General features: G+C 48.9%; 21 protein-coding genes. 12 read left to right on the top strand and 9 right to left on the bottom strand.

What is annotated here, in order from left to right; translation table 11 throughout:
• Positions 1–96 precede the first annotated feature (96 nt).
• The 3 genes from LRP50_RS17950 to LRP50_RS17940 are packed head-to-tail and all read right to left on the bottom strand — an operon-like array spanning position 97 to position 3,047.
• On the bottom strand, positions 97–408 hold the full coding sequence (locus tag LRP50_RS17950) for a hypothetical protein (RefSeq protein ID WP_274165827.1): 312 nt from the start codon (positions 406–408) through the stop codon (positions 97–99).
• A complete protein-coding gene (locus LRP50_RS17945; protein ID WP_274165826.1) occupies positions 408–1,922 on the bottom strand; it encodes a 4Fe-4S dicluster domain-containing protein in 1,515 nt (504 codons plus the stop codon). The genes LRP50_RS17950 and LRP50_RS17945 overlap by 1 nt, the downstream gene beginning before the upstream one ends.
• A 15-nt stretch (positions 1,923–1,937) precedes the next feature.
• A complete protein-coding gene (locus LRP50_RS17940; protein WP_274165825.1) occupies positions 1,938–3,047 on the bottom strand; it encodes a tetratricopeptide repeat protein in 1,110 nt (369 codons plus the stop codon).
• Between the two features lie 524 nt (positions 3,048–3,571).
• On the opposite strand from LRP50_RS17940, the gene LRP50_RS17935 reads away from it, so the two are divergent.
• Complete coding sequence (locus tag LRP50_RS17935; protein ID WP_274165824.1) at positions 3,572–3,985, top strand: GNAT family N-acetyltransferase; 414 nt, start codon at positions 3,572–3,574, stop codon at positions 3,983–3,985.
• A gap of 23 nt (positions 3,986–4,008) precedes the next feature.
• Here LRP50_RS17935 and LRP50_RS17930 read toward each other — a convergent pair whose 3' ends face one another.
• Entirely contained in the window at positions 4,009–4,878 is an 870-nt protein-coding gene (locus LRP50_RS17930) for a DMT family transporter (RefSeq protein ID WP_274165823.1), read from the bottom strand.
• 105 nt (positions 4,879–4,983) lie between these two features.
• Between LRP50_RS17930 and LRP50_RS17925 the strand changes: the two genes are divergently transcribed.
• Both LRP50_RS17925 and LRP50_RS17920 read left to right on the top strand, forming a co-directional pair.
• Positions 4,984–5,886, top strand: a complete 903-nt coding sequence (locus LRP50_RS17925; RefSeq protein ID WP_274165822.1) for a LysR family transcriptional regulator — start codon at positions 4,984–4,986, stop codon at positions 5,884–5,886.
• 329 nt (positions 5,887–6,215) lie between these two features.
• Entirely contained in the window at positions 6,216–7,343 is a 1,128-nt protein-coding gene (locus LRP50_RS17920) for a GGDEF domain-containing protein (RefSeq protein ID WP_274165821.1), read from the top strand.
• Positions 7,344–7,563: 220 nt separating this feature from the next.
• Here LRP50_RS17920 and gltS read toward each other — a convergent pair whose 3' ends face one another.
• The 4 genes from gltS to LRP50_RS17900 form a co-directional block, all read right to left on the bottom strand.
• Complete coding sequence (gltS, locus tag LRP50_RS17915; protein ID WP_274165820.1) at positions 7,564–8,790, bottom strand: sodium/glutamate symporter; 1,227 nt, start codon at positions 8,788–8,790, stop codon at positions 7,564–7,566.
• Positions 8,791–9,202: 412 nt separating this feature from the next.
• On the bottom strand, positions 9,203–10,441 hold the full coding sequence (locus LRP50_RS17910; RefSeq protein WP_274165819.1) for a glycosyltransferase family 87 protein: 1,239 nt from the start codon (positions 10,439–10,441) through the stop codon (positions 9,203–9,205).
• Positions 10,442–10,744: 303 nt separating this feature from the next.
• On the bottom strand, positions 10,745–12,544 hold the full coding sequence (locus LRP50_RS17905; RefSeq protein WP_274165818.1) for an amidohydrolase: 1,800 nt from the start codon (positions 12,542–12,544) through the stop codon (positions 10,745–10,747).
• A gap of 96 nt (positions 12,545–12,640) precedes the next feature.
• Positions 12,641–13,654 carry an adenosine deaminase gene (locus LRP50_RS17900; RefSeq protein ID WP_274165817.1) on the bottom strand — a complete coding sequence of 338 codons (1,014 nt, stop codon included), beginning with the start codon at positions 13,652–13,654 and terminating at the stop codon, positions 12,641–12,643.
• Between the two features lie 493 nt (positions 13,655–14,147).
• Here LRP50_RS17900 and LRP50_RS17895 point away from each other — a divergent pair, with 493 nt between their 5' ends.
• Complete coding sequence (locus LRP50_RS17895; protein WP_274165816.1) at positions 14,148–14,618, top strand: phosphatase PAP2 family protein; 471 nt, start codon at positions 14,148–14,150, stop codon at positions 14,616–14,618.
• Positions 14,619–14,755: 137 nt separating this feature from the next.
• On the opposite strand, the gene LRP50_RS17890 is transcribed toward LRP50_RS17895, so the two are convergent.
• Positions 14,756–15,649, bottom strand: coding sequence for a helix-turn-helix domain-containing protein (locus tag LRP50_RS17890; protein ID WP_274165815.1), 894 nt, complete (start codon positions 15,647–15,649; stop codon positions 14,756–14,758).
• 123 nt (positions 15,650–15,772) lie between these two features.
• On the opposite strand from LRP50_RS17890, the gene LRP50_RS17885 reads away from it, so the two are divergent.
• From LRP50_RS17885 to LRP50_RS17850, 8 genes are all read left to right on the top strand, one after another.
• Positions 15,773–16,849 carry a 4-oxalomesaconate tautomerase gene (locus LRP50_RS17885; RefSeq protein ID WP_274165814.1) on the top strand — a complete coding sequence of 359 codons (1,077 nt, stop codon included), beginning with the start codon at positions 15,773–15,775 and terminating at the stop codon, positions 16,847–16,849.
• Between the two features lie 101 nt (positions 16,850–16,950).
• Positions 16,951–17,823: an amidohydrolase family protein gene (locus LRP50_RS17880; RefSeq protein ID WP_274165813.1), complete on the top strand. Its 873-nt coding sequence runs from the start codon at positions 16,951–16,953 to the stop codon at positions 17,821–17,823.
• 10 nt (positions 17,824–17,833) lie between these two features.
• On the top strand, positions 17,834–18,544 hold the full coding sequence (locus LRP50_RS17875) for a 4-carboxy-4-hydroxy-2-oxoadipate aldolase/oxaloacetate decarboxylase (RefSeq protein WP_274165812.1): 711 nt from the start codon (positions 17,834–17,836) through the stop codon (positions 18,542–18,544).
• The gene (locus tag LRP50_RS17870) at positions 18,541–19,590 is read left to right on the top strand and encodes an amidohydrolase family protein (protein WP_274165811.1); all 1,050 of its coding nucleotides are present in this window, start codon (positions 18,541–18,543) and stop codon (positions 19,588–19,590) included. Before LRP50_RS17875 ends, LRP50_RS17870 begins: the two co-directional genes overlap by 4 nt.
• 35 nt (positions 19,591–19,625) lie before the next feature.
• The gene (ligA, locus tag LRP50_RS17865) at positions 19,626–20,135 is read left to right on the top strand and encodes a protocatechuate 4,5-dioxygenase subunit alpha (RefSeq protein WP_274165810.1); all 510 of its coding nucleotides are present in this window, start codon (positions 19,626–19,628) and stop codon (positions 20,133–20,135) included.
• A complete protein-coding gene (locus LRP50_RS17860) occupies positions 20,128–21,042 on the top strand; it encodes a class III extradiol dioxygenase subunit beta (RefSeq protein ID WP_274165809.1) in 915 nt (304 codons plus the stop codon). The genes ligA and LRP50_RS17860 overlap by 8 nt, the downstream gene beginning before the upstream one ends.
• On the top strand, positions 21,039–21,986 hold the full coding sequence (locus tag LRP50_RS17855; RefSeq protein ID WP_274165808.1) for a Gfo/Idh/MocA family oxidoreductase: 948 nt from the start codon (positions 21,039–21,041) through the stop codon (positions 21,984–21,986). The genes LRP50_RS17860 and LRP50_RS17855 overlap by 4 nt, the downstream gene beginning before the upstream one ends.
• Positions 21,987–22,227: 241 nt before the next feature.
• Positions 22,228–23,238 carry an aldo/keto reductase gene (locus LRP50_RS17850; RefSeq protein WP_274165807.1) on the top strand — a complete coding sequence of 337 codons (1,011 nt, stop codon included), beginning with the start codon at positions 22,228–22,230 and terminating at the stop codon, positions 23,236–23,238.
• Positions 23,239–23,310 lie beyond the last annotated feature (72 nt).

Raw genomic sequence — 23,310 nt, 5'->3', positions numbered from 1 at the left:
GAACACGCCCAAGATCTGTTCCTACTATTTGGCTACCCAAACACCCTGAAAGTTTAAGAGTCTGGTTGTTTGGGTATGGGTTAGACAATCACGCTGTTACAGCGTTGCTTTTGGTTTCAATGCAAACAACAGACGCAAGATCACGGCACCTGCAATGATCAGCGCAGTGCCAGCAAATCCAAGGAAGTACCAACCAGCAAGGCCTTCGTTTTCGCCCAGTAGCGTAAAGGCACCTGCAACGGTCAGGACAATGGATGCCCACCAGCCGCCGACCAAGCCCCACTTCCACCAGTTCATGCCTAGGTCGAACTGTTTAGCCCATTGATTCGCACCAGCAAACACCAGCACTTGAAGCGCACCGAATGCCATCCAGAACAGAGGGTCCAGTACTGTAGATTGTGGAAACATTAGAAACCCTCCCAGTTGCCGTCGTATTCCCAAGTTTTCTCGACCTTGAGGTAGTTCTCGCTGCGCATCCACTCTGGCGGTTGGTGATAACCAGCAAAGCGACCGCCATTCCAATCACCGTGATACGCTTCGGCTTCTGGGTAGTAGAAGAAGTTATGCTGCATCGCGAGCAGTGTTTTACGTGTCATACCCGTTGGGTCACGCGGATCCGCTTCTTTCACCAGTGCGTGGATCCAGTTGTTCTTACGGGTGTAAGGGCAAACCGCAATACACACACGACAACCCATTGCGGTTTCCGTCGGGCCTTGACGCCACATAGTCCAGCAACTGTCTTGGTTAAATTCGAATTTACGGTAGCCACGAACCACTGCATCAGGTTTGTCGGCCTTGCTGATAGATTCGCTCGGGCAAGAGTCCGCACAGATCTTACATTCTTCACAGAAGTGCTTAACTTTGGTGTCGATTGGCTTGTCTGCTTCCAGATCCAGCTCAGTGATCACCGCCGCTAAACGAATGTTTGGACCCAGCTCTGGTGTCAGAAGAATACCGTTACGCGCCGCTTCACCCATACCCGCTTTAATAGCCAGTGGTGGAACAACGATTTCGTAATCAGAACCTGGCCATTGCGGGCGAGCCGCATAACCTAGCTCACCAAGGTAAGCTGCCATCAGACCAGAGGCATTTTTCGCACGGAAGTAACCATCGTAAGAGGTGGAGTAACCGATCGCGGCATACATTGGATCCCAGTTCATTGGGGTACCGAAAATGATGACATTCTTCCAGTGCTTAGGAATGCTTTCATCCCAATCAGGCATACCGCGCATGGTGTTTTTAAACACAAAGTTCGGGTCCATCTTGGTGATGCCAACAATACTCATGCCGAATTTAAACGCCATCTTCTTGATGAGTTCAGAGGCATGCGCTGGCGATTTAAATTCTTGTTTAGCACGTTTAACCCACTGGAAATCCACCACGTCTGGGTGACCTTCTGGCCTAGGCGGGAAGTTGCTCATGTTGCCGCGCATGTATGCTGCGGAATACGCCCAGCCAAGTGCAAAGCGGGAACGGTGGCTTTCAAAATTCGCGGTGTGCTCTGCTTTTTCTTCAAACGATTGGCGCATGTCAGCCCAACGCTCTGGGTAACGTGAGTAGTAGTCACGCACTCGCGCGTCGGGAATATCGCGCCAATCATTGGTTGGCACCCAGCCTTTTTTCATTTCAGCAGCAAACACACGGGTACGGTGGAAAAGGAAATCACTCCACTCTGGGCGTTCCAATTTGCCCGCCACTTCCATGGTTGGTGCAACATCTACACGAAACGGTTCACGGTTGAAGAACATGTCGTGACCAGACTCAGTACGGCCCCAGCCCACGTTCGCATCAGGGTCGCGACCCAAAACGAAGCCGGCACCCGCCGCTGCACCAACCGTAACGGTTGCTGCGGCAACACCGCCCAGCTTCAGAAAATCACGGCGTGAATTGCTCTTAACGCCGTCATGATTTTGCGTATTCACATTTGCTCCAGATAGTTAGGATAATTCGAGAACGTCGATGCTCAGCTTTTTCTTGATCGTGTTGAGTTCATCGCGGTAAGTAATTTTGTAACGGGGTGCAAGACGGTTGAGTTGCACCATGACTGCCTGCGCCTCGTTCCATCGTTCGGTGTGGAAGTAACACAAGAACAACTGCTCCAGTGACCACTCATCGTTCGGTTCGAAGACGCGAAGCTGAACAATGTCTTCTTCTAATTGGGCATAGAGCTTAAGGTCCGCTTTTACATGTGCACGAATGTTCAACACATCAAAGCTTTCTGGCTTATGTGCCAAATAGTGATTCAGTGCTTCTAAAGCTTCTTCCAAACGACCACTTTGATGCGCGGCGATACCCGCCAATCTGACTAACTCGATGGACGAAACGTTATGTTCAAACGCCGCATTCACCCATTCATCGGCCTTCGCTTTTTCACCCAATGCGATGTAACTGCTGATGGCCGTGATATAGGTAGAAACGAGCGAGGTATCTTTGCTGAACGCCAGTTCGGCATTTTGCGCGGCTAAGGCAAAGTCACCATTTTGGTAATAGACACCTGCAAGGTTTTGGTAACCACCAACGAAATCAGGCGCGATTTTCGTGCTTTGCTCAAAGTAATGAATGGCTTCCTGAGTTTGTCCTTGGAACAGGTAATTAAAGCCAAGATGACAAAGGGTCATGGCATTCTCAGCGTTCAAAGAAAGGGATTCTTCAAAGGCAGTTTTGGCCAAGTCGTACTCACCGAGCTGTTGATAAGCCAAGGCGCATTTGCACGTATAGTCATCATCAGTAAGCAGGGATTTGTGCGCATTGATGGTAACCATTGCAAGCTGACAAAGTTGCGCAGCCATCAGGGTTTCAAACAAAAAGGTGATGAGAGGTTTCGTCAAAGACAGTTGTTGAACAACGTTGCTCATCACAAGCGTAAACGCTTCGTGCTCAAGCCAATCTTGTTGATTCTTATTTTTCGCTGACACGTCATTGACGAACTGTGCGCTGAGGAACATCACTCTATCATTCAGCAACTCAACGATATCGCTCTCCGCAGGGAGCATTTCAATGTGCTTTTGAATGTATTGATAGAGTTCTAGCCATTTGTTGCTGATCATTGAGGAAATCCACACTGTAAATTCGTGCTCAATTTCCTTTATTAATAAAGTGGTCAAAAGGTACAAATCTCCCCAAAAAAGGTAGAAATCCGCCCTTTGAAGAGATTTATGATTTTGATCAATCTATTGATGTGGCTCGCAATGATGCGTCAGAATAAATACGCTATCAGAAGGGGAGATGTGTGTTGCGCACTCGTTAATGACTGTGGGTGTGAAAGCGGAGAGCAAGCCACCACGGTCTTCAAATTAACACTTTCGCAGAACAAAGCACATGCAGGGTCAATTTAGCACTGTAAGAAGTCCGTAAGACTTCCATTCCTAAGCATTTAAGCCACAGATTTAAGTTCTATATGTGATCCGCGTTGAACAATGGATTCGAGTGGGAGACGGACGGGTATGATAAGTATGTAATCGTTTTAGTGATAGGGAAGGTGTTGGTTAAGAAACCATGTGTAAACCACTACGCGTAAACCACCACGCTGAAACAAGCAAAAGCAGACAGGACGAGAAGAGAGGGAAGATCAATGACAATCACCTATGAAGTAAACCGTGCGATTACTGCTGCTGAATTCATTGACGTGCTTGCGCATTCAAGCCTTGGCGCTCGTCGTCCGCTTGATGATGTGGAAACAATGGAAGGTATGGTGAAAAATGCGGATTTAACAGTAACAGCATGGGATGGTGATGCGCTGGTGGGGGTGTCTCGCTCGATCACTGATTTTCACTATGCTTGCTACCTCTCTGACTTGGCGGTCAAGGATGCGTATCAAGGGTTGGGTATTGGCAAAAAGCTGATGCAATTAACGAATGATCAACTCGGGCATCACTGCAAACTGTTCCTGATTTCTGCGCCCGCCGCGAGCGAGTATTATCCTAAAGTTGGCTTCGAGAAGAACGACAGAGCGTGGGAATTACCGCGTGGTAAACAAATAGGCTAACGGCGGTCTTTTGCGTTCTTCGCTTAAGCATGTGTATCTGTTGCCCTCTCCGGCTGAGGTATACCCTCATAGCGGATTAAACCCGCCAACAAAATCAGGGCAGTGGTCATCACATCACTTTGATTCATCTCATCACCTAAAAAGATCCACGCTAATCCCAGCGCAAATACCACCTCACAACTGCTGATCATGGTGGTTTGTTCCATGTCTGCTAATTGCGCCCCACGTGAAAACAGGTATTGGGGCAAGGCGGCGGAAAACACACCCAGCGCCAGAATCAGCCAGAGCTGGTCAAAGGATGTTGGCATCGAAAGCGTATTGCTGCTGAGCAACGTGATAGGGACAAGAATCACCATGTGACCCAACAATGCCGCAAACATACGGGCAGTTGCATCTTGGGTTTTCTGCGGCAGCGAGAACATATTGATCACAACGGCGAACGACACAGGAGCCGCAAGACAAACCATAAAATCGAGCCAAGAAGCACCAAAATCTTGAGATTCCTGCATAATGCCGACCGCGATAGCAATGAGCATCGCGGCAATCATTCGGTTGCGGCTCATTGTTTTATTGAAACAAAGCCAGCCAATCAGAATGGCGAACATAGGGTAGGCGTAATAGGTCAGGATCACGGCGTTCGGCTCAAGATTGGTTAAACTCGACATAAACGCCAACATACCAAGTGCCGATAGGCCACCCACTGCGATAAAACGCAGAAATTCACCATCCAATACCGGACGTTTTTTCAGTAAAAGCAGCATCACGAGTGTCGGAATAGCAAAACGGTACAGAGTGATGGAGTCCGGCGAGAATCCTTGACTCAGCAACAACTGCGCCAGCAAAGGGTTCGAACTGAAACCCAATGCAGCTGCCAGCACCATCCACATGCCCATGAAACGTCTCCCTACCACTTTTTAAATAACGACGGGAGAATACTAGCTATGTTTATGTAGAATGATTAATGAATAACTCTATATATACATAAAAAGGATGCATGTATGAGGCTGGATATCCGTCACTGGCAGTTGCTTGATGCGATTGGGAAATATGGCAGTTTGGGCGCTGCGGCAGATGCCATTGGCGTTACCCAACCCGCAATGAGCCATCGCCTTGCCGAAGCTGAGCGTCGTTTGGGAAGTGCGATATTCGAGCGTGACGGAAGAAGACTCAAACCCACGCCAGCCGGACAAGCGTTGATTCAAACCGCCTCATCGATGTTGCCCGAGTTATCGCGCGCCGAAGACGAATTTGAACGCACTGCTGCCAATGCCAGCCATCTAGTCCGAATAGGGATTGCTGAATATTCCGCTTACCACTGGGTGCCGGGTTTTCTTAAATCGCTTGCGTTTAGCAGAGAAAAGATCCAGATAGATTTTGTTGCTGCCGCCACACGCGATGCCGAAGCCACCTTGATAACGGGAAAAAGCGATATCGTTATTTCTCCCGCGCGTTCAGAGAATCCGGCACTGGACTGCAAGACCCTAATGCAAGATGAATTGGTGCTGGTAACTCACCCAAATCATCCGCTTACAGCTAAACCTTGGATAGAGGCGCAGGATTTGGTGGATGTCGAATACCTAACATACAGTTTGGATGCGCTTCCCGGCTTTGAATATGAACGCTTTATTCGTCCTTCCGGTATTCGCCTGCCACACATGCAAGTGGTGGAAATGACCGATGCCATTGTAGAAATGATCGCTGTTGATTTGGGTGTGAGTATTCTTTCCCGTTGGGCGCTCAAACGCTCTATCAAACAAGCGCTGGTGGCACCGGTTTCTGTCACCAAGCAAGGGCTGCCTCTCACTTGGTTTATTATTAGCCGCAAAACAGACCGCAAAAACGAAGTCATCAAAACCACAGCAGAAGCTTTGCAGCAATGGTTTTCGCTGAATGAGTTTTAAACTAAGCACTTGTGTGATTTCAGCGAGTTTTTCTACGTTCCTGATCTAAACCAAGGGAGGGGGTGTTATTGGGCTCAATGGTAGAAAGATAACTGAGGTGGTTTTCTGCCATATAAAGGTGTGTGTCCGGTTAGCTATCATTATCAGTGCCGAAGTCCCTTACTATCACTGTGTTTCACGCTGTGTACGTCGTTCGTTTCTCTATGGTTAGTGCCACTAAATAAAAGGTTTCATGGGTGCTTCACACATTTATCGCATAAATCATTTAAGTGAATACAGATTGGGTCGCTTTATTCTGTAAACCTTATTCTTTTGTGCTGCACTTTTAGATGATCCCGAGTAAAGAAGAACGCTTTAGCAGCGATACTTATATTGACCGACAAAACCGTAATCAACAGGAACAGGGATGGAAGAGGCTTCTGCTATCGCTCATTACACTTGCGCTTATTGTTAGCGGTGAATATGTGTGGATTCACAGTGCAGATGATGTATTCATCGTTATCATTGTTGCCCTTTCGACCCTGTTTTTCCTTGGTTACGGTGTATGGGTAGTAACGCATGCCGACATCGTGACATGGCAAAACGCCGCTATGATCACGGCAGTACTCAGTACTTTAGCGTGGCTCGTTATCGCCATTTTATTGCAGTTTTCAGGCGGTAGCCTTTCCTACTTCATCTTCGGCGTTATCTTTTCCGTCTCTACAATTTCTGCATTTTTTAGCTACCCGCCGGCACTCTACCTCGGCCTTGGCTTAGGTCTTGTTGGTGGAATTTTGGGAAGTGTATTATTTATGCCGACGGAGTACTTTGCCGATATTTTCAAAATCGACATCTTGCTTCTTCTCACAGGACTTATCCTGAGCTTTACGCTTCAGCAGACCCTTACGCACTGGTATCGAGCGGCTATAAAGCATATTTATAAGAACTATACCTTGAACGAAGAGTTGGGAACCGTTGCTCTGATTGATGCAACAACGGGGTTACAAAACGAGAAGTGTTTTTCTCTGTCGCTAATGAAAGAAGTGGCTGCTGCGAATCGTGATAAGTCTCCATTGCACATTATCGTACTTAGCGTAGATTCATTGCGCTTATATAGAATGACTTACGGGCACACGGCGACGGTGAAGATTTTACGTCGAATTACCCGCTGTATGCGCCTTGGTCTATTGCGTCCTCGGGACTTTGTTGGACATTTAAGCTCTGATGAGTTTGGCGTTATCCTGCCAGGAACGGATTTTGAAGGCGCAACTCAGGTAGTAAAACGCTTGGAGAGGTTGGTACTTATGAGTTGCTCTCAAATCATTCAAACGCATTTGGCACAACCAGTTGACGTGAGATACCGCATACTCCAATGGAACCCCAGCCTTTCGGTACAGTCGCTGGAAAATATGATTGGACAGTGCCGGATTGAGTTTGCAAATGAGCGAGCGGCCGAGGAAGTCAATCTGTCAGAGTAACGAGGGATTGCCCAATCCTATTCTAGCAAGGCGGCGGTGGCTTCTATGGAACGAGGAACTAATGGGACATTTTAAGGTGTGTGTCCCCGCAGTGTGTTGCATGTAGAAGTTGTAATTTGAGGCGGTCATGAAACAGTTTGTGGAAGAGTATTTTCGAAAAAAGAAGTGAACAGCAGATTATCACCGCTCTCCCAACTAGAGAGAGCGGCAATAAGAAACATTAGCCAATGATGGTCAACGTGGTTTGTAAGATGATCAGGTTAACGATATCAATGAAGAACGCGCCAACAATCGGTACTACCATGAAGGCTTGTGGTGAGGGGCCGAAGCGGTTGACCACGGAGCCCATATTCATGACTGCCGTTGGGGTTGCGCCTAGGCCAAAGCCACAGTGACCGCTGGCGATAACGGCAGCGTCGTAGTTACGCCCCATTACGCGGTAAGTCACAAAGTAGGTGAATGCCGCCAGCATCATAGATTGCACAATCAAGATGATGAGGAAAGGCACCGCCAGATCAAGAATGTTCCACAGTTTTAAGCTCATCAACGCCATGGCGAGGAACAGCGCGAGGGACACAGTACCGAGAATATCGACGGTTTCCACGTCCAGTTTCTGTGCTTTGCTCACTTCAACGAAGTTGGTGATCACCACGCCGATGAACAGCGCATACACGAAATCTGGGATCATCAGCCATTTGATGTCGAAGCTGCTTACCCATTGTTCTAGGTACTTTGCGCCAGTCACGCAGATAAGCAAGATGAACAGAGTTTCGATCACCTTCTTCGCCGTGACGTTATCTTCTTCGTTCTCGCTATAAGTCACGAGTTCCGGGAATTGGTCGTGGGTTTTGTTTGTTGTGCCGTATTGCGACTGCAGTTTGTTTTTATCAATCAAACGCTGTGCGACAGGGCTGCCGATAATACCGCCCATGATCAAACCGAAGGTGGCAGATGCCATCGCGATTTCCAGCACGTTGTTCATGCCGTAAACATCTTGGAAGGTTTGTGCCCACGCTGCACCTGTGCCGTGGCCGCCTGAGAGCGTTATTGAACCGGCTATTAGCCCCATTAATGGGTCAAGGCCAAGGGCGGTGGCTAAGGATACACCTATCCCATTTTGGATCATGATGTAGAGCGACGCGACACCCAGGAATATGAAGACCTTTGCGCCGCCTTTGATGAGTTGCGTGTAGTTAGCGGCGAGGCCAACCGTGGCGAAAAACATCAGCATAAAGGTGTGTTGCAAGGGTAAGTGGAAGTCGAGTTCTATGCCTCTGAAGTGCAAAACAGTAATGGCACTTGCTACGACTAGACCGCCGACAATCGGCTCTGGGATGTTGAATTTTTTAAGTACAGGGATTCGTGCGTTGATGAAGTGGCCGAGGAACAGCACAAAAATGGCGATCAGAAATGATTCAAGCGCACCAACAGAAATTAATTGATTCATAAAGCCTCTTAAGCCTCAACATCCTCCTTAATGTATGAGTGCAAATTGTTCTTTGATTTTATGGATATGGAGCTAAAAGAGTGACGTCGGCATCCTTCGCCGAGTATGCAGATTGGCTGCAAGGGCGACGTTATCTCATATTGTGCGCGTTAAACACAGTACCTAAGTGAAAATATATTCACTTTCGGGGGCATTTTAACCACTTACTGTCTGATTTTGACCTGATTCTACAATGGCTATGTTTCTACGCTGCGTGCCGCGAATCGTTTGGTTGCGTTGAAGAAAGCTTAAGAAGTAATCGATAGGAATGGTTGTCGCGAATTTAACAATTAGGAAGGAAAGGCGACGCAAACGTTATTACGCTTCGTCGCCACGGGATTTTTCATGCGTACTTTGTCGCTGCTCGTTGTCGCTATTTGGTTGGAAAGAGTTTGTGTCGGTACAGTGCTACCGTAAAAGCGATCAGGGGATAAAACCAAATCAAATGGTTAGCGTGAATCTCCTTAAAGGTGACTTCAATAATGATCAGCAGCAAGGTAAAGCACACCACCGTTTCTTCAACAGATAAGGTTCGGGTGGCGTTACGCACCAAGAAGTAGAGCAGGGCGCAAAGCTGGGTGAGCGGGAACAGCACATGCAGTACGTCTGGCGTGATGGAGTAGAGGCTAGTGGAGTCGAAATTCAGGCTAAAGCGCAGAATGAATACGTTCTCAATCATGCTTTGATGATCCCACGCGAGGAAAATCAGTAAGGGTGATGCACCAATGGCGCAACCAATCAAAAAATTCAGCCGAATATCTTTGCGCAAAAACATCGCGAGCAGGAAAGCGGCAGGGGAAAACTTGGTGGCGAATGACAACCCCATTAACACACCCGCGAGCAACCACTTTTCTTTTTGAACGCACACCAAGCCCAACAGCAACAGTGCCACGGGGTAGATATCGTTCGCGCCGACTTGCAACACTTCGTACCACAATCGCTCTGGCAAGAATAACAACACCATCGAGGCCAACACGGCGCTCCGCACTTGCCAGTCGTTGGTTTCATTCTGGCTTCTTGATGCTAAACAGCCTGCCACTAACGAACACAGCGCTACGGCAGTGATGGCGAGAAACACAAGGCTCGTTAACTTGTAACCAATGCCTGGGAAATAGGCGGCGGCAGCATACCCTAAGATCATGCCCGGCCCGTAGTGAAACCCGCGGTGCTCCGGTGCCAATTCTGGTCGGATATTAATGCTCTGACTTAGGTAAGGGTTTTCACCCTGAATGAATAGCAGTTTGGCGGCGTGCTCTGTGGTGTAGCCAATATCGACCGTTGGTGCGGCAAACAGGAAGTCGCCATAGGCGGGCACCATGCGCGCAAAAATTAGCGCCAGCAACAAGGCCGCAAACAGGGATTCGAGGATCAAGATGGGATTGCCCACGTCGTCTGTTTGTTCTCGGTGACGGAACAGCGTGAGAACCAGTGCAAACAGCCCGCTAAAACAGAGGAACTTGGTAAACGGATGCCCCCAGTCGTAGGTTTGGAAGAGACGATAGATACAGTAAATAAGCACTAATGCAAAAACGAACGACGACATATTGAGAAGCAAGTGCCAAGCGCGCTGCAGAGGAGCGGACTTGTCGGTTGATGCAGAAAAAATGCGCATATCTATCCCAAATGGTAAATGTGGCGAACATACGCCACGAAAAATCGGTTTGTTTCTTCCTTATCTGTGAGTGTAGATAAAATGCAACAAAGTGCGCATTGAGTGAAAAGAGAACATCAAATATTACGTGAGAGAAATGAGTGAAATAACAAGAAGGTGCGGGTAGGAGGGTTTATTGCGCATTGGTGGTTAAATATCAGGTACCACTGGCAACGAGACAGTTAGGCAGCTTGCTTTGCTGCCTAACTGAATTTCCCTTTTCGGCTGGCGACGTCGTTGAATGAAGTGTCGTTCAATGTCGTATCAGTGAATGTGGGGGATCAACCCCGCGATCATGAAGGTGTGTGTCGCGAGTGCCTGACATTTTCTCGATGTCGAACAACTATTATCGGCAATGGCGGCCTCTTGGGTGTATATCACTTCTCCCTCTTTAATGGTTGAAAGCACCGTGATGTCAGCAAGTTCTAAAGGATTGATCTCCAGAGGGTTGTCAGACAGCAGCACCAAATCGGCGACTTTACCGACTTCAATCGAGCCTTTGGTGTCTTCTTCAAAATGCTGATACGCCGCCCAGATGGTTTGTGCTTTCAGTGCGGTCATCGAAGACACGCGTTGGTCTTTACCCAGAATGCGACCGCTTCGTGTAATGCGGTTTACCGTGGCGGAATACACGCGCATGGAATTGGGGAATGCGACGGGAGCATCGTGGTGTGATGTGAATATCATGTCGCGGTCTAATGCCCAGCCTGTTGGTGATATGTTCTCGGCTCTTTCATCGCCTAATACCGATTGCGCATGCCAATCACCCCAATAAAAGGTATGCATGGGGAAAAACGAAGGGATGACGTTGAGATCTTTAAACGATTGTACTTGGTCTTCTCGCGCTGTTTGGGCGTGAATAGAAACGAAGCGTCGCTCGCCAGCACCGTATTTCTGTGTCGCTTTTTCGACCGCTTGAATGTACTGATCAATCGCGGCATCGCCATTGGCATGGGTTAGCAACTGCCAACCGTTCTTCATCGCCATGCCCACGTATTTCTCTGCCTCTTCATCAGACATGATGGGGTAGCCTGCGTAACCTGCAGTTTGACCTTCTGGTGGGATCAAATACGGCTTGGTTAGCCACGCCGTTTTGCCTTGTGGTGAGCCATCTAACGTCAGCTTTACGCCACCCACACGAAAGCCATTGTTGTAGCTTTGGCTTAGGTACGGTGGTTTCATGATGTCGGTGCCAAGCTGAATGTCGGTATAGGCAACCACATCGAGCAGCAGTTTCTTTTTCTGAGCGATGTCGTACATGGTGGTGACACTGTCAGACATGGTTCGGCCTTCTTGGGCCGTGGTGTAACCATATTTGGCGTAAAGCTCCATGCCTGCTTGAAACAACAATTCGTTTTCTTCGGGGCTGATTTGTGTGAACAGTGGGATCAATGCGCCAAAGAAGGCTGATTCTTCAAGCACACCATTGGGCACGTTGCTATCAGCAACTCGGCGTATTATGCCACCCGGTGGGTTCTTACTTTTGGCGGTGAAACCCAGCATGTCGAGCGCTTTACTGTTGAGTACCGCCAAATGCCCTGACTGGTGAATAATAAGAATGGGTACCTCGGTGGACACTGCATCTAAATCGTATCGGGTGGGGTGTATTTGTTCTTTTAATTGCGAGTCGTCATAGCCAAACCCAATGATGAAGTCTTGCGCTTTATTGATGGGCTTTTCTGCCCACTTGCGAAGCGACGTCTGTAAGCTGGCAATGTCTGTGACTGGTCCATCTGGCGGAGAGAGCAAGTTCGCGGAGACAGCTTGAAGGCCGGTGTTCATGACATGACCGTGAGCATCAACAAATCCTGGGATCATGGTGATGCCTTTCAAGTCGATCACCTTGGTACGTGCATCGGCTAACTTCAGCACATTTTCATCGCTCCCTACCGCGAGGATTTTACCGTTTAACACTGCAACGGCGCTGGCCTCTGGCTGATTATCATTAACGGTAATGACGTCAGCATTGTGGTAAATGGTCTCAGCAAAGGGCTTTGTAGGGCTGTCGGCAAAGACAGAAAATGATACGGCGAGTGCGGTGAGCGTAAACAACGAGGCTTTCATGGTCTCTCCTTGATGAAAAGAAAGCGGGGCAAGCCCGCTTTCTTTCTGTGCTTTCTCAAACCACCTTCACGTTAACACTGTGAGGGGAATATTCCTTTAGTGTACGCCGTGGTTTGCCGAAAAGTCGTCCAGTTTTTGATGCAAACTTTGACGAGTATCTTTGTCGACAAATGCTGCCTCAATGGCATTGCGCGTGAGCTGTGTGAGCTGTTCTTTACTGGGTGAAAGCGCACGATTGAGGGCAAGGAAGTTGTCATTCATGTAGCCGCCAAAAAAAGCGGGATCGTCAGAGTTCACGGTAACGCAAAGCCCTTTGTCCAACAGGCTGAGAATGTTGTGATCTTCCATCCGGTCAAACACTCGCAATTTGATGTTGGATAGCGGACAAACCGTGAGCGGCATGCGCGTCTGCGCCAACAGTTCGACTAACGCCGGATCTTGCGTGCATTGCACGCCATGATCCACGCGGCTGACGTGAAGCAACTCAATGGCATCGTAAATATTGCTCGCTGGGCCTTCTTCACCTGCATGGGCGACGGTGGTTAAGCCAAGTGCACGAGCTTCCGCGAATACACGGGCGAATTTCTCAGGCGGGTGCCCCAACTCGGAAGAATCTAACCCAACGCCCACAAGGCGATGTAGGTGCGGCTTCGCCTGTTCTAAGGTTTCGAAGGCGGCCTCTTCTGACAGGTGGCGTAAAAAACACATGATGAGCTGACTTGTAATACCAAGTTCTTTCTCACCTTGTCGCAATGCGTGGTAAATACCGTTGATGGCAGTATCAAAAGCAATGCCACGGCCAGTATGGGTTTGCGGATCGAAGAAAATTTCTGTGTGCATGACGTTGTCGGCTTTGCAGCGCATTAAATATGCCCAAGTAAGATCGAAGAAATCTCGTTCTGTGAGCAGTACATTGGCGCCTTGATAATAGATATCTAGAAAAGATTGAAGATTATGGAAATGGTAAGCCTCGCGAGCTTCTTCAACATTGGCGTAGGGCAAGGTAATGTTGTTGCGTTCCGCCAATTCGAACATCAGTTCTGGCTCCAATGAGCCTTCAATATGAAGGTGCAGCTCTACTTTGGGTAAGTGTCGGATAAAGTCTTCCATAAGATTCTCCCTTACACGTTGAGTTGTTTGTCGTCATCAAAGGGTGATGCGTTCACATTGCCAGTGCGATATGACAATTTGTGAGGCAACCGTCACTACAGCGGCTGTCACTTCGGCGACGGTAACCATGGAGGCCGTTGGCTCGCCTGTCGCAGCCTTGGCAGTTAATGCTGATTGATGAAAAGAAAACGGTGCGCGTATTCCGTATGCGCACCTCTATAAAAATTAGTGGTTACTGACCGTTCGGTCAACTTATGGTGATTTCTGAGTGTTGTTGGTGTGGTTGCGATGCAATATTGACCCTTAAGGCACTGATGGCCTTGGTACTCTCCATCTTCCGGTTGTTAGGGTGTAACACCTTTATTTTTAGAGTTATTTCTGTGTTTTTTTGCCACGAGCAATATTTGCTTACATTCTGTATGGCTAATAGTGACCAGAGTCTGAGATACTCGATGTTTCTACTTGGATGTATTAAGGATGAACTGACGCGCTAATGACAATTCTCTATCCTGCTCTGCTGTTGGTTACCCTGTGGGTGTGCTTTTTTGTTCACTTCTCTAGCTCGTTGAATTGGCAGATGGTGAGTGATGTGGGTGTATATGGTTTGGTCGCGACTGCGGTTGCTTTCCCTGTGATTCATGGCGAATGGGGAGAGTTTAAGTTCGCGGGATACATCATAGCGATAGCTTCTGGTATTGGCTTGGTCGGAAAAATGCTGATCGATGCCAAGCGCCCAGATAAAAGCGGCAACGACAGCTTTCCATCAAACCACACCGCCAATGCTTTTGCTGCATCCACTGTGCTAGCGGTGAGTTATGGCTGGATTATTGGCTTGCTTTCTTATGGCTTGGCAATGCTGGTGGGTGTGGGTCGAGTCAAGGCCTTAAAGCACCATTGGCGAGACGTGATTGTGGGTTTGTGTGTTGGCCTTTCCACCGCCATTGCGGCGGTTGCTTGGATCTAATTCAAGCCAACATGTTTAACTGACAAGAAGGCTGCATTTGCAGCCTTTTTCGTTTTATTGCTTGGTTACTTGGTGGCTTAGATGCTTGTATGGGGGCTGGGTGATTTAGTTACTGCTCAATGTTCTAACCGGCACTGTTACTGCAATCGCTGCACCTGTTCTAGAAGTAGCTGCTGTTGAAACTGCTTGGGTGCTTGTCCTACATGGCGAGTAAAGAAACGAGAAAAATAGCCCGGATCTTTAAAGCCGAGTTGATAACCAATTTCTTTCGATGAAAGCTGAGTGAAAATCAGCAATCGCTTGGCTTCATCGACAATGCGCCCGTGAACAATCTCCAATGCTTGTTGGTCAGCGCTGCGCTGGCAAATACGATTCAGCTGCCCTTGGCTCAGCCCCAGTTCCGCGGCGTATTCATTCACGCTCCAATGCTCGGTGTAATGGCGCTCTACCAATGCTGTGAATCTCTCAAATACCGCGGTTTTGGTATCTGCTGTTTGCTGCGGGGCTTTGTGCTGTAACTGTCGGCTCAATAATACGAACACAATCTTCAAGTACGCGCCAATCATAGAGGCTTGTCCGACTTCACGGCCTTGGTATTCCGCCAATAAGCGCTCTCCAAGAGATTTCAGTTCAACGACATTTCTGCCTTCCGTCATCGGGATGACCAAAGGTTCACGAAAAAGAGATGAGAGCGCCTGTCGTTCAGTTTCATTAAACAAACTCAAAATGAAAGGCTGGGAGATAGAAAGGATGAAGCCCCTCACTTCGGGCTGGTGGATGAACCCATGCACTTCTTTGGCAGGAATAGAAAGGACGCAGCCACCCTGATATTCAGCGCTTCTATCTCGGATTTGTGCCGTCATCGAACCGGACTCGAGGATCATCAATTGGTGGAGATCGTCATGCCGGTGCGGATGAATTTCCCAGTTGTGTTTTGGCAGAGACTGCTCAAGGCGAGCGATATGCATGTAATCCGGTGAGCTTTCAGGCAACTCTTCGCCATAAAGGAAGTAGTGGGGAATGTTCGACATCACACTCATGCTTCAAAAATCAGTAATGTTAAAAATGTACAACAAAATGTAAAAAAGTTGAATTTATTGCGAGTCATATCGCCACTATTCTGAGTGTTAACTTAATGCGAAGGTTAGTACGACATGAATTCAATCCCCTATATGCAGCTCAGAGGCGGAAGCTCCAAAGGCATTTATTTCCTTGCAAGTGATTTGCCGGAAGATGTTGATGCGAGAGACCAAGCCATTCTTGATGCCGTTGGCCGTGATGCTCGCCAAATTGATGGTTTAGGGGGCGCAAACCCATTAACGAGCAAAGTGGCGGTGGTCTCAGCCTCGTCGGATGCTGACTGCGATGTCGACTATCTGTTTGTACAAGTGGTGGTGGGTGAGAACCGCGTAGATACCACACCCAATTGCGGAAACATCTTGGCGGGTGTCGGTGCTTTTGCCATTGAATCTGGCCTTGTTGAAGCGACCCATCCAAAAACCATGGTGCGTGTGTTGATGACCAATAGCGGTAATCGCTGTGATTTGGAAATCGAAACACCTAACGGTCACGTGAAATATGATGGCGATGCTGCGATCGATGGCGTGCCCGGTACCGCCTCTCCGGTGATTTGTCATTATCAAGATATTGCAGGCTCGATCACTGGCGCATTACTCCCGACGGGCAATACTCGCGATACATTTGAAGGCCTAGACGGTCATTACGAAGTGACCTGCATTGATAACGGCATGCCGGTTGTGGTGATGCGTGCCGATGATTTTGGCGTGACAGGTTACGAAAATGCCGATGCGTTGAATAACGACGCTGAGCTGAAAGCACGCATTGAAGCTGTTCGATTAAAAGCAGGCGTGGCGATGAACCTTGGCGATGTGACTGACAAGGTTGTGCCCAAAATGTGCCTGATTGCCCCGCCTGTTGAGGGCGGAAATGTCTCTTCCCGTACCTTTATCCCTCACGTTTGTCACTCTGCCATTGGCGTGCTGGGCGCAGTGTCCGTTGCGACGGCATGTGCGTTATCCGGCTCGGTCGCAGAAGGGATTGCCTCCATCCCTGACGGCTTGGTGAAAACCTTGTCCGTTGAACACCCTTCAGGGGAATTCTCCATGACGTTGACGTTCGACTCATCTGGCGCAGTGCAGAGTGCTGGGTTGGTCAGAACGGCGCGTTTGCTCGCGAAGGGCGAGCTTTATTTGCCCAAGAAACCGCTATAGCAACACAAGAAACCGCTATAGCAACACAAGAAAGCACCAATAACGATAGCTAAATTTGAATAACGATACGCAGTCACCAATGGCTGTATAGGAGTCACGGAATGACCAAACCCAGTTGTATGCCACCTGATAACAACACGCGCACACCGCGATTTGTGGCACCTGCGAATGCGTGCGATGCCCATTGCCATGTGTTCGGTCCTCATGCGCAATTTCCTTATGCGGATACCGCGACGTATTGGCCGCCTGATGCGGGTAAAGATGCACTGAAACGTGTGCATGACAAGCTGGGTATTTCCCGCGCTGTGTTGGTTCAAGCGAGCTGCCATGGTCGTGATAACCGCGCCATGATGGATGCGATTGCGACAAGCAACGGCGCTTACCGTGGCGTGTGTATGGCTGACGATACGTTTACAGAAAATGATTTTCAGGATCTTCATGAAGGCGGCGTTCGCGGTATTCGCTTCAACTTCGTGACCCACCTCGGCGGCGCACCCAACCTTGAAATGATGGAAAGGGTGTTGAAGCGTGTGAAGCCATTTGGCTGGCATTTGGTGATCCATGTTAATGCGGAAGACATCATTCGCTACGAAGACTTCTTCAACCGTTTCGACATGGACATCGTGGTAGACCACATGGGCCGTGTGCCGACATCAGAAGGTGTAGGTCAAAAGGCGTATCAAATCCTGCTTGATTTTATGCAGCGTGATAACTGGTGGGTGAAGGTGTGTGGTTCTGAGCGCATCGCGATTTCGCCGCCTTTTTACGATGCTGTGCCATACGCGCAAGGGCTGGTGGAAGTCGCCCCTGATCGCATCCTTTGGGGAACGGATTATCCGCACCCGAACATCAAAAAACACATGCCAAATGATGCAGATCTGCTGGATCTCGTGCCTTTGATAGCGCGTGACGAAGCCACGCAGAAGAAGATTTTGGTGGACAACCCAGCACGCCTTTACGGTTTTGACGAGTAAGGAAAGCAGTATGTCTATGAGAACAATCCAAGGTGTCGCCGTTCGACACATTGAACGTGCTGACAAGGCAGTATTGGAAGGGCTCGCCGAATGCGGAAGCGCCACCGTGCATGAAGCGCAAGCGCGAACAGGCAACCTTAACCATAACTTGCGTCCTATCTACTCTGGCGCACAGATCGCGGGCAGTGCCGTCACTGTGTTGGCACAACCTGGTGATAACTGGATGGTGCATGTGGCGATTGAGCTTTGCCAGCCGGGTGATGTGCTGGTCATCGCAACAACCTCGCCATGTACTGATGGCTACTTTGGTGATTTGTTAGCAACGTCTGCCCAAGCGCGCGGCGTGCAAGGGCTGATTATCGACGCAGGTGTACGTGACACGAAAGACCTGAAAGAAATGAATTTCCCTGTGTGGTCAAAAGCGGTGTCCATTAAAGGCACGGTGAAGGCGACATTGGGCTCGGTAAACGTGCCAGTTGTTTGTGGCGATCAACCCATTTATGCGGGTGATGTGATTGTGGCAGATGACGATGGCGTGTGTGTGGTGCCAAAAGACCGCGCTGAAATGGTATTAGCAGCAGCGCAAGCGCGTGTGGAATTGGAAGAAGAAAAACGGCAAATGCTCGAGTCCGGCATTCTAGGGTTAGACATGTACAACATGCGCCCTAAGTTGGACCAAGCGGGCTTTCGTTATGTTGATGTATTGGAGGATTTGGAATGAGCAAGGATACGCTGATTATTGATTGTCACGGTCATTACACCACAGCACCGAATGAGCTGGGTGAATATCGTGACCAACAAAAAGCCGAGCTGGCGACCGATCCTCTGTTCGATCACGTCAAAGGTGTGGTGAACATTTCCGATGACCAAATTCGTGACAGCCTTGAAGGGGCGCAGTTGAAGCTACAAAACGAGCGCGACACGGACGTGACCATTTTCTCACCGCGTGCAAGTTGGATGGGACACCACATTGGCAACCAAACCACGAGCAAATATTGGACAGAACACTGTAATGAGCTGATTCACCGCATTGCGGAGCTTTACCCGCAGAACTTCATTGGTGCAGCGCAATTGCCACAATCACCCGAGGCAGATTTAACCGCGAGTGCTGCCGAGCTTGAGCGCTGCGTGAAAGAGTTTGGATTTGTGGGCTGTAATCTAAGCCCCGACCCTTCAGGTGGCTATTGGACTGCACCGCCGTTGGACGACAAATACTATTACCCAATTTACGAGAAAATGTGTGAATTGGATGTCCCTGCTATGATCCACGTGAGCGGCTGTTGCCACCCATGTTTTCACACCACAGGTTCGCACTATTTAGGGGCTGACACCACAGCGTTCCAGCAGTTAATGATGTCAAAAACCTTGTTTAAAGATTTCCCTGAGTTGAAGTTCATTGTGCCGCATGGTGGTGGCGCTGTGCCGTATCACTGGGGACGCTTCCGTGGTTTATGCGACATGATGGGCTTGCCGCCGCTGAACGACATCATGGGCAACAATATCTTCTTTGATACCTGTGTGTACCACCAAGAAGGCATCGATTTACTGCTTGAAGTGGTGCCTAAAGACAACATTTTATTTGCGTCTGAAATGATTGGTGCGGTGCGCGGGATTGACCCGCAAACGGGCAATTTCTTTGATGATACCAAGCGCTATATCGACGGTTCTAAACTGAGCGATGAAAACAAAGCCAAGATTTTCAATGGTAATACGCGTCGAGTGTTCTCTCGATTAGATGCCAGACTGAAAGAAGTCGGTTTGATTTAATGTGCGTTATTTGAGTGTTATTTAAGGAGTGAATAATGCGCGAAAAAAGAGATTATGACGACATTCCTGGCACCTATGTGTTTGATGGCCAGGCATCGCGTCAAGGGTATCACTTGAACATGTTTTGTATGTCGCTCAACAAGGGCGAGAACCGAGATGTGTTTCGACAAGATGAAGCCGCATACCTGGATAAATACCCCATGACTGACGCGCAGCGTGAAGCTGTGTTAACACGAGATTGGCTCGGCATGTTGCGCTTAGGCGGCAATATTTACTACACCTTCAAGTTGGCTATTTTTGATGGTATGACCATGCAACACGCAGGTGCGGCGATGTCAGGCAATAATATGACGTTTGAAGATTTTCGCGACATGATGCTGGCAGGTGGTCGCGGTATCGACGGCAATCGCAGCAAGCAGGAATGGGCGGAGTACTATTCCAAGCCTGAAAATCGTGCGCACGCTCCTGGTGAAGTGGCGAGTCAAGGTGATGCTAGCACCATCAGAACAGAACAGAGCGAAAACAAGGACGATTCCAATGGGTAAAATAGTCGGTGGTATTGGTACCTCTCATATTCCGTCAATTGGTGCCGCGATGGATAACGGCACCATGTATGACCCCGCGCACAGCGATTACTGGCAGCGATTTGTAAACGGTATTCAGCCCGTTCGCGAATGGATGAATACGGTGAAACCTGACGTTTGCCTGATCGTATATAACGATCATGCCTCAGCGTTTTCATTGGAATCTGTCGCAACGTTTTCTATTGGTGTCGCCCCTCAGTTTAACCCTGCAGACGAAGGGTATGGCCCGCGCCAAGTTCCATCATGTGAAGGCCATAGCGAGCTTGCATGGCACATTGCCGAATCGCTGGTGCTTGATGAATTCGACATGACCATCGTGAGCGAGATGGATGTGGATCATGGCCTGACCGTGCCATTGTCTGTGGCTTACGGGCAGCCTGAAGCATGGCCTTGCCAAGTGATCCCTCTTGCAGTGAACGTGGTGCAATACCCGCAACCGACGGGCAACCGCTGCTTCAATCTAGGCAAAGCGATTCGCAGAGCGGTGGAGTCTTACCCAGAAGATACCACCGTCGCCATTCTTGGTACGGGCGGTTTATCACACCAGCTTCAAGGTGAGCGCGCGGGACTGATCAACACCAAATATGACTGCAATTGGCTAGATAAAATGGTGAATGATCCAGATGCAGCGAAGGCGGTGTCTCACACTGAATATTTACGTGAAGCCGGCTCAGAAGGCATCGAAGCGATCATGTGGCTTGTTATGCGCGGCGCAATGGATAACAAGGTAGATGAAGTTTATCGATTCACCCACGCCCCAGTGTCGAATTCCCACTATGGGCTAACCGTTTTAGAGAATGCCAGTGACAGGGTCACGGAAGGCACGCTGACGTTCAAGGCAGACTTAGGTTCAAGGAGTAGCGAATGAAAATCATCATGGTGGGAGAGGGTGCATTCGGTCATAAGCACTTAGACGCACTAAAAAACATAGACGATGTGGAGGTTGTGTCGATTGCGGGTGGCGTAGAAGAAAGCACCCGTGCGACCGCAGAGAAGTATGGCATCACGCACTGGACGTTGGACTTACAGGAAGCGCTGGCACAGCCGGGTGTTGAGGCGGCAATTATTACGTCGCCGACACCAATACACGCCCAACAAGCCATCGAAGTGATGCAAGCGGGTAAACACGTGATGGTTGAAATCCCAATGGCGGATTCCCTAGAAGATGCAGAAAGCATTGTTCGTGTGCAGAAAGAAACGGGCACAGTCGCCATGGCAGGGCACACGCGTCGTTTTAACCCAAGCCACCAGTACCTGAATAAGAAATTCCGTGCGGGCGAATTGAAGCTTCAGCAGCTTGATGTGCAAACCTATTTCTTCCGCAGACAAAACCTAAATGCGCTGGGTGAACCGCGTAGTTGGACCGATCACCTGCTTTGGCACCATGCCTGCCACACGGTGGATCTCTTTGCGTATCAAACGGGTGAGGAAATTGTTCAAGTTCAGGGCATGCAGGGGCCAAAACATCCCGAGCTTGGTATTGCGATGGACATGAGTATTGGTTTGAAAACCGCCTCTGGCGCCTTGTGTACACTGTCTTTGTCGTTCAATAACGATGGTCCACTTGGCACTTTCTTCCGATATATTTGTGACAACGGTACTTATATTGCAAGGTATGATGACTTGGTGGACGGGCGCGAGAACCCAATTGATGTCAGCAAGGTGGATGTGTCGATGAATGGCATTGAGCTGCAAGATCGTGAGTTTATCGCAGCGATTCGTGAGAATCGTGAACCCAACGCCAGCGTGCAACAAGCACTCGCGGCAATGAAGATACTTGATAGCATTGAAAAAGTATTGATACCAATCTGATTAAATATTCGGTCATTCTTGCTGGTTAAAATCGACAATAGCGGCGTCAGATATTTTGTAGGTAGAATAACCACTTACTGCAATATCTTCCTTGCTCTTGACGATTTTCCATGCGCAAATTTATGACCACCTACTTAATCCAATTGGTATAGTGAGTCATTGCCTATGATTCAGCGATATACCCAAATCTCGCTGAATCCTGCATCTTCAGGTTGTTTGGGAATAAGAGGAATATCACTAGATGGATAAGCGTCAGATTGGATCGTTGTCGGTGTCGCCGATTGGGTTAGGCTGCATGAGCATGTCTCATGGGTATGGACCTAGCGATGAGAAAACCTCCATTCAGCTGCTTAATGAGGCGCTTGACGTCGGGTATGATTTTCTTGATACCGCCACCATGTATGGCGGTGGCAAGAACGAAGAGCTACTGGCAAAAGCATTGAAAACACGCCGCCACGAATATGTACTGGCCAGCAAATGTGCGTTGTTTTCCAAAGACGGCAAGCCAACCATTGATGGTCGCCCAGAGACCATTAAAGCCCAATGTGAAGCGAGCTTGCAGCGTTTAAACACGGATGTCATCGACCTCTACTATCTTCATCGCCTTGACCCTAAGGTGCCGATTGAGGAAAGCGTTGGTGCGCTTTCTCAGTTGGTGAGCGAAGGTAAAATCCGCGAAATCGGACTGTCAGAAGTGTCTGCTGATAGCCTACGCCGTGCCAGTGTTATTCACCCTATTGCGGCGGTGCAGTCCGAATACTCATTATGGACGCGTTTACCTGAGCTAAAAATGCTCGCCGCGTGTGAAGCATTAGGGTCGACTTTTGTGCCGTTTTCACCACTCGGTCGTCAATTCTTCACGGGGAAAGCCCAAGAGGCTGATCAGCTTACGCAAGGTGATATTCGTACCAGCAATGCACGTCCACGTTTTGAGGCGGATGCGTTTGCTTACAACCGCAAGCTACTTGAACCACTGCGAGAAGTGGCGCAAGAGTTCAATTGCTCGTTGGCACAATTGGCGCTAGCGTGGATTATTGCGTTACCCAACCGCGCGGGTAAGCAAACCTTGGTACCGATCCCAGGCACTAAACACATTGAATACATGCGTGAGAACATTGCGGCAGCCAACGTGCATTTGCCATTGGAAGTGGCTGAATATGTCTCTGGCTTAATAGATGACGACAAAGTGGTGGGTGCGCGTTACAACGAAGCGCAAATGAAAGTGATGGACTCTGAGCGAGACAGAGACTAAGGCGTAAAGCGTTGGTAATGCTACAAAAGATGTAATCTAAAAGCCGTCTGAATGCAGACGGCTTTGTCGTTT

It is taken from the genome of Enterovibrio gelatinilyticus (genome assembly GCF_028683095.1).
GTDB classification, from domain to species: Bacteria; Pseudomonadota; Gammaproteobacteria; order Enterobacterales; family Vibrionaceae; genus Enterovibrio; species Enterovibrio gelatinilyticus.
The sequence above is the reverse complement of the archived record's forward strand: the minus strand, read 5'-3'. Positions and strand labels throughout refer to the sequence as shown.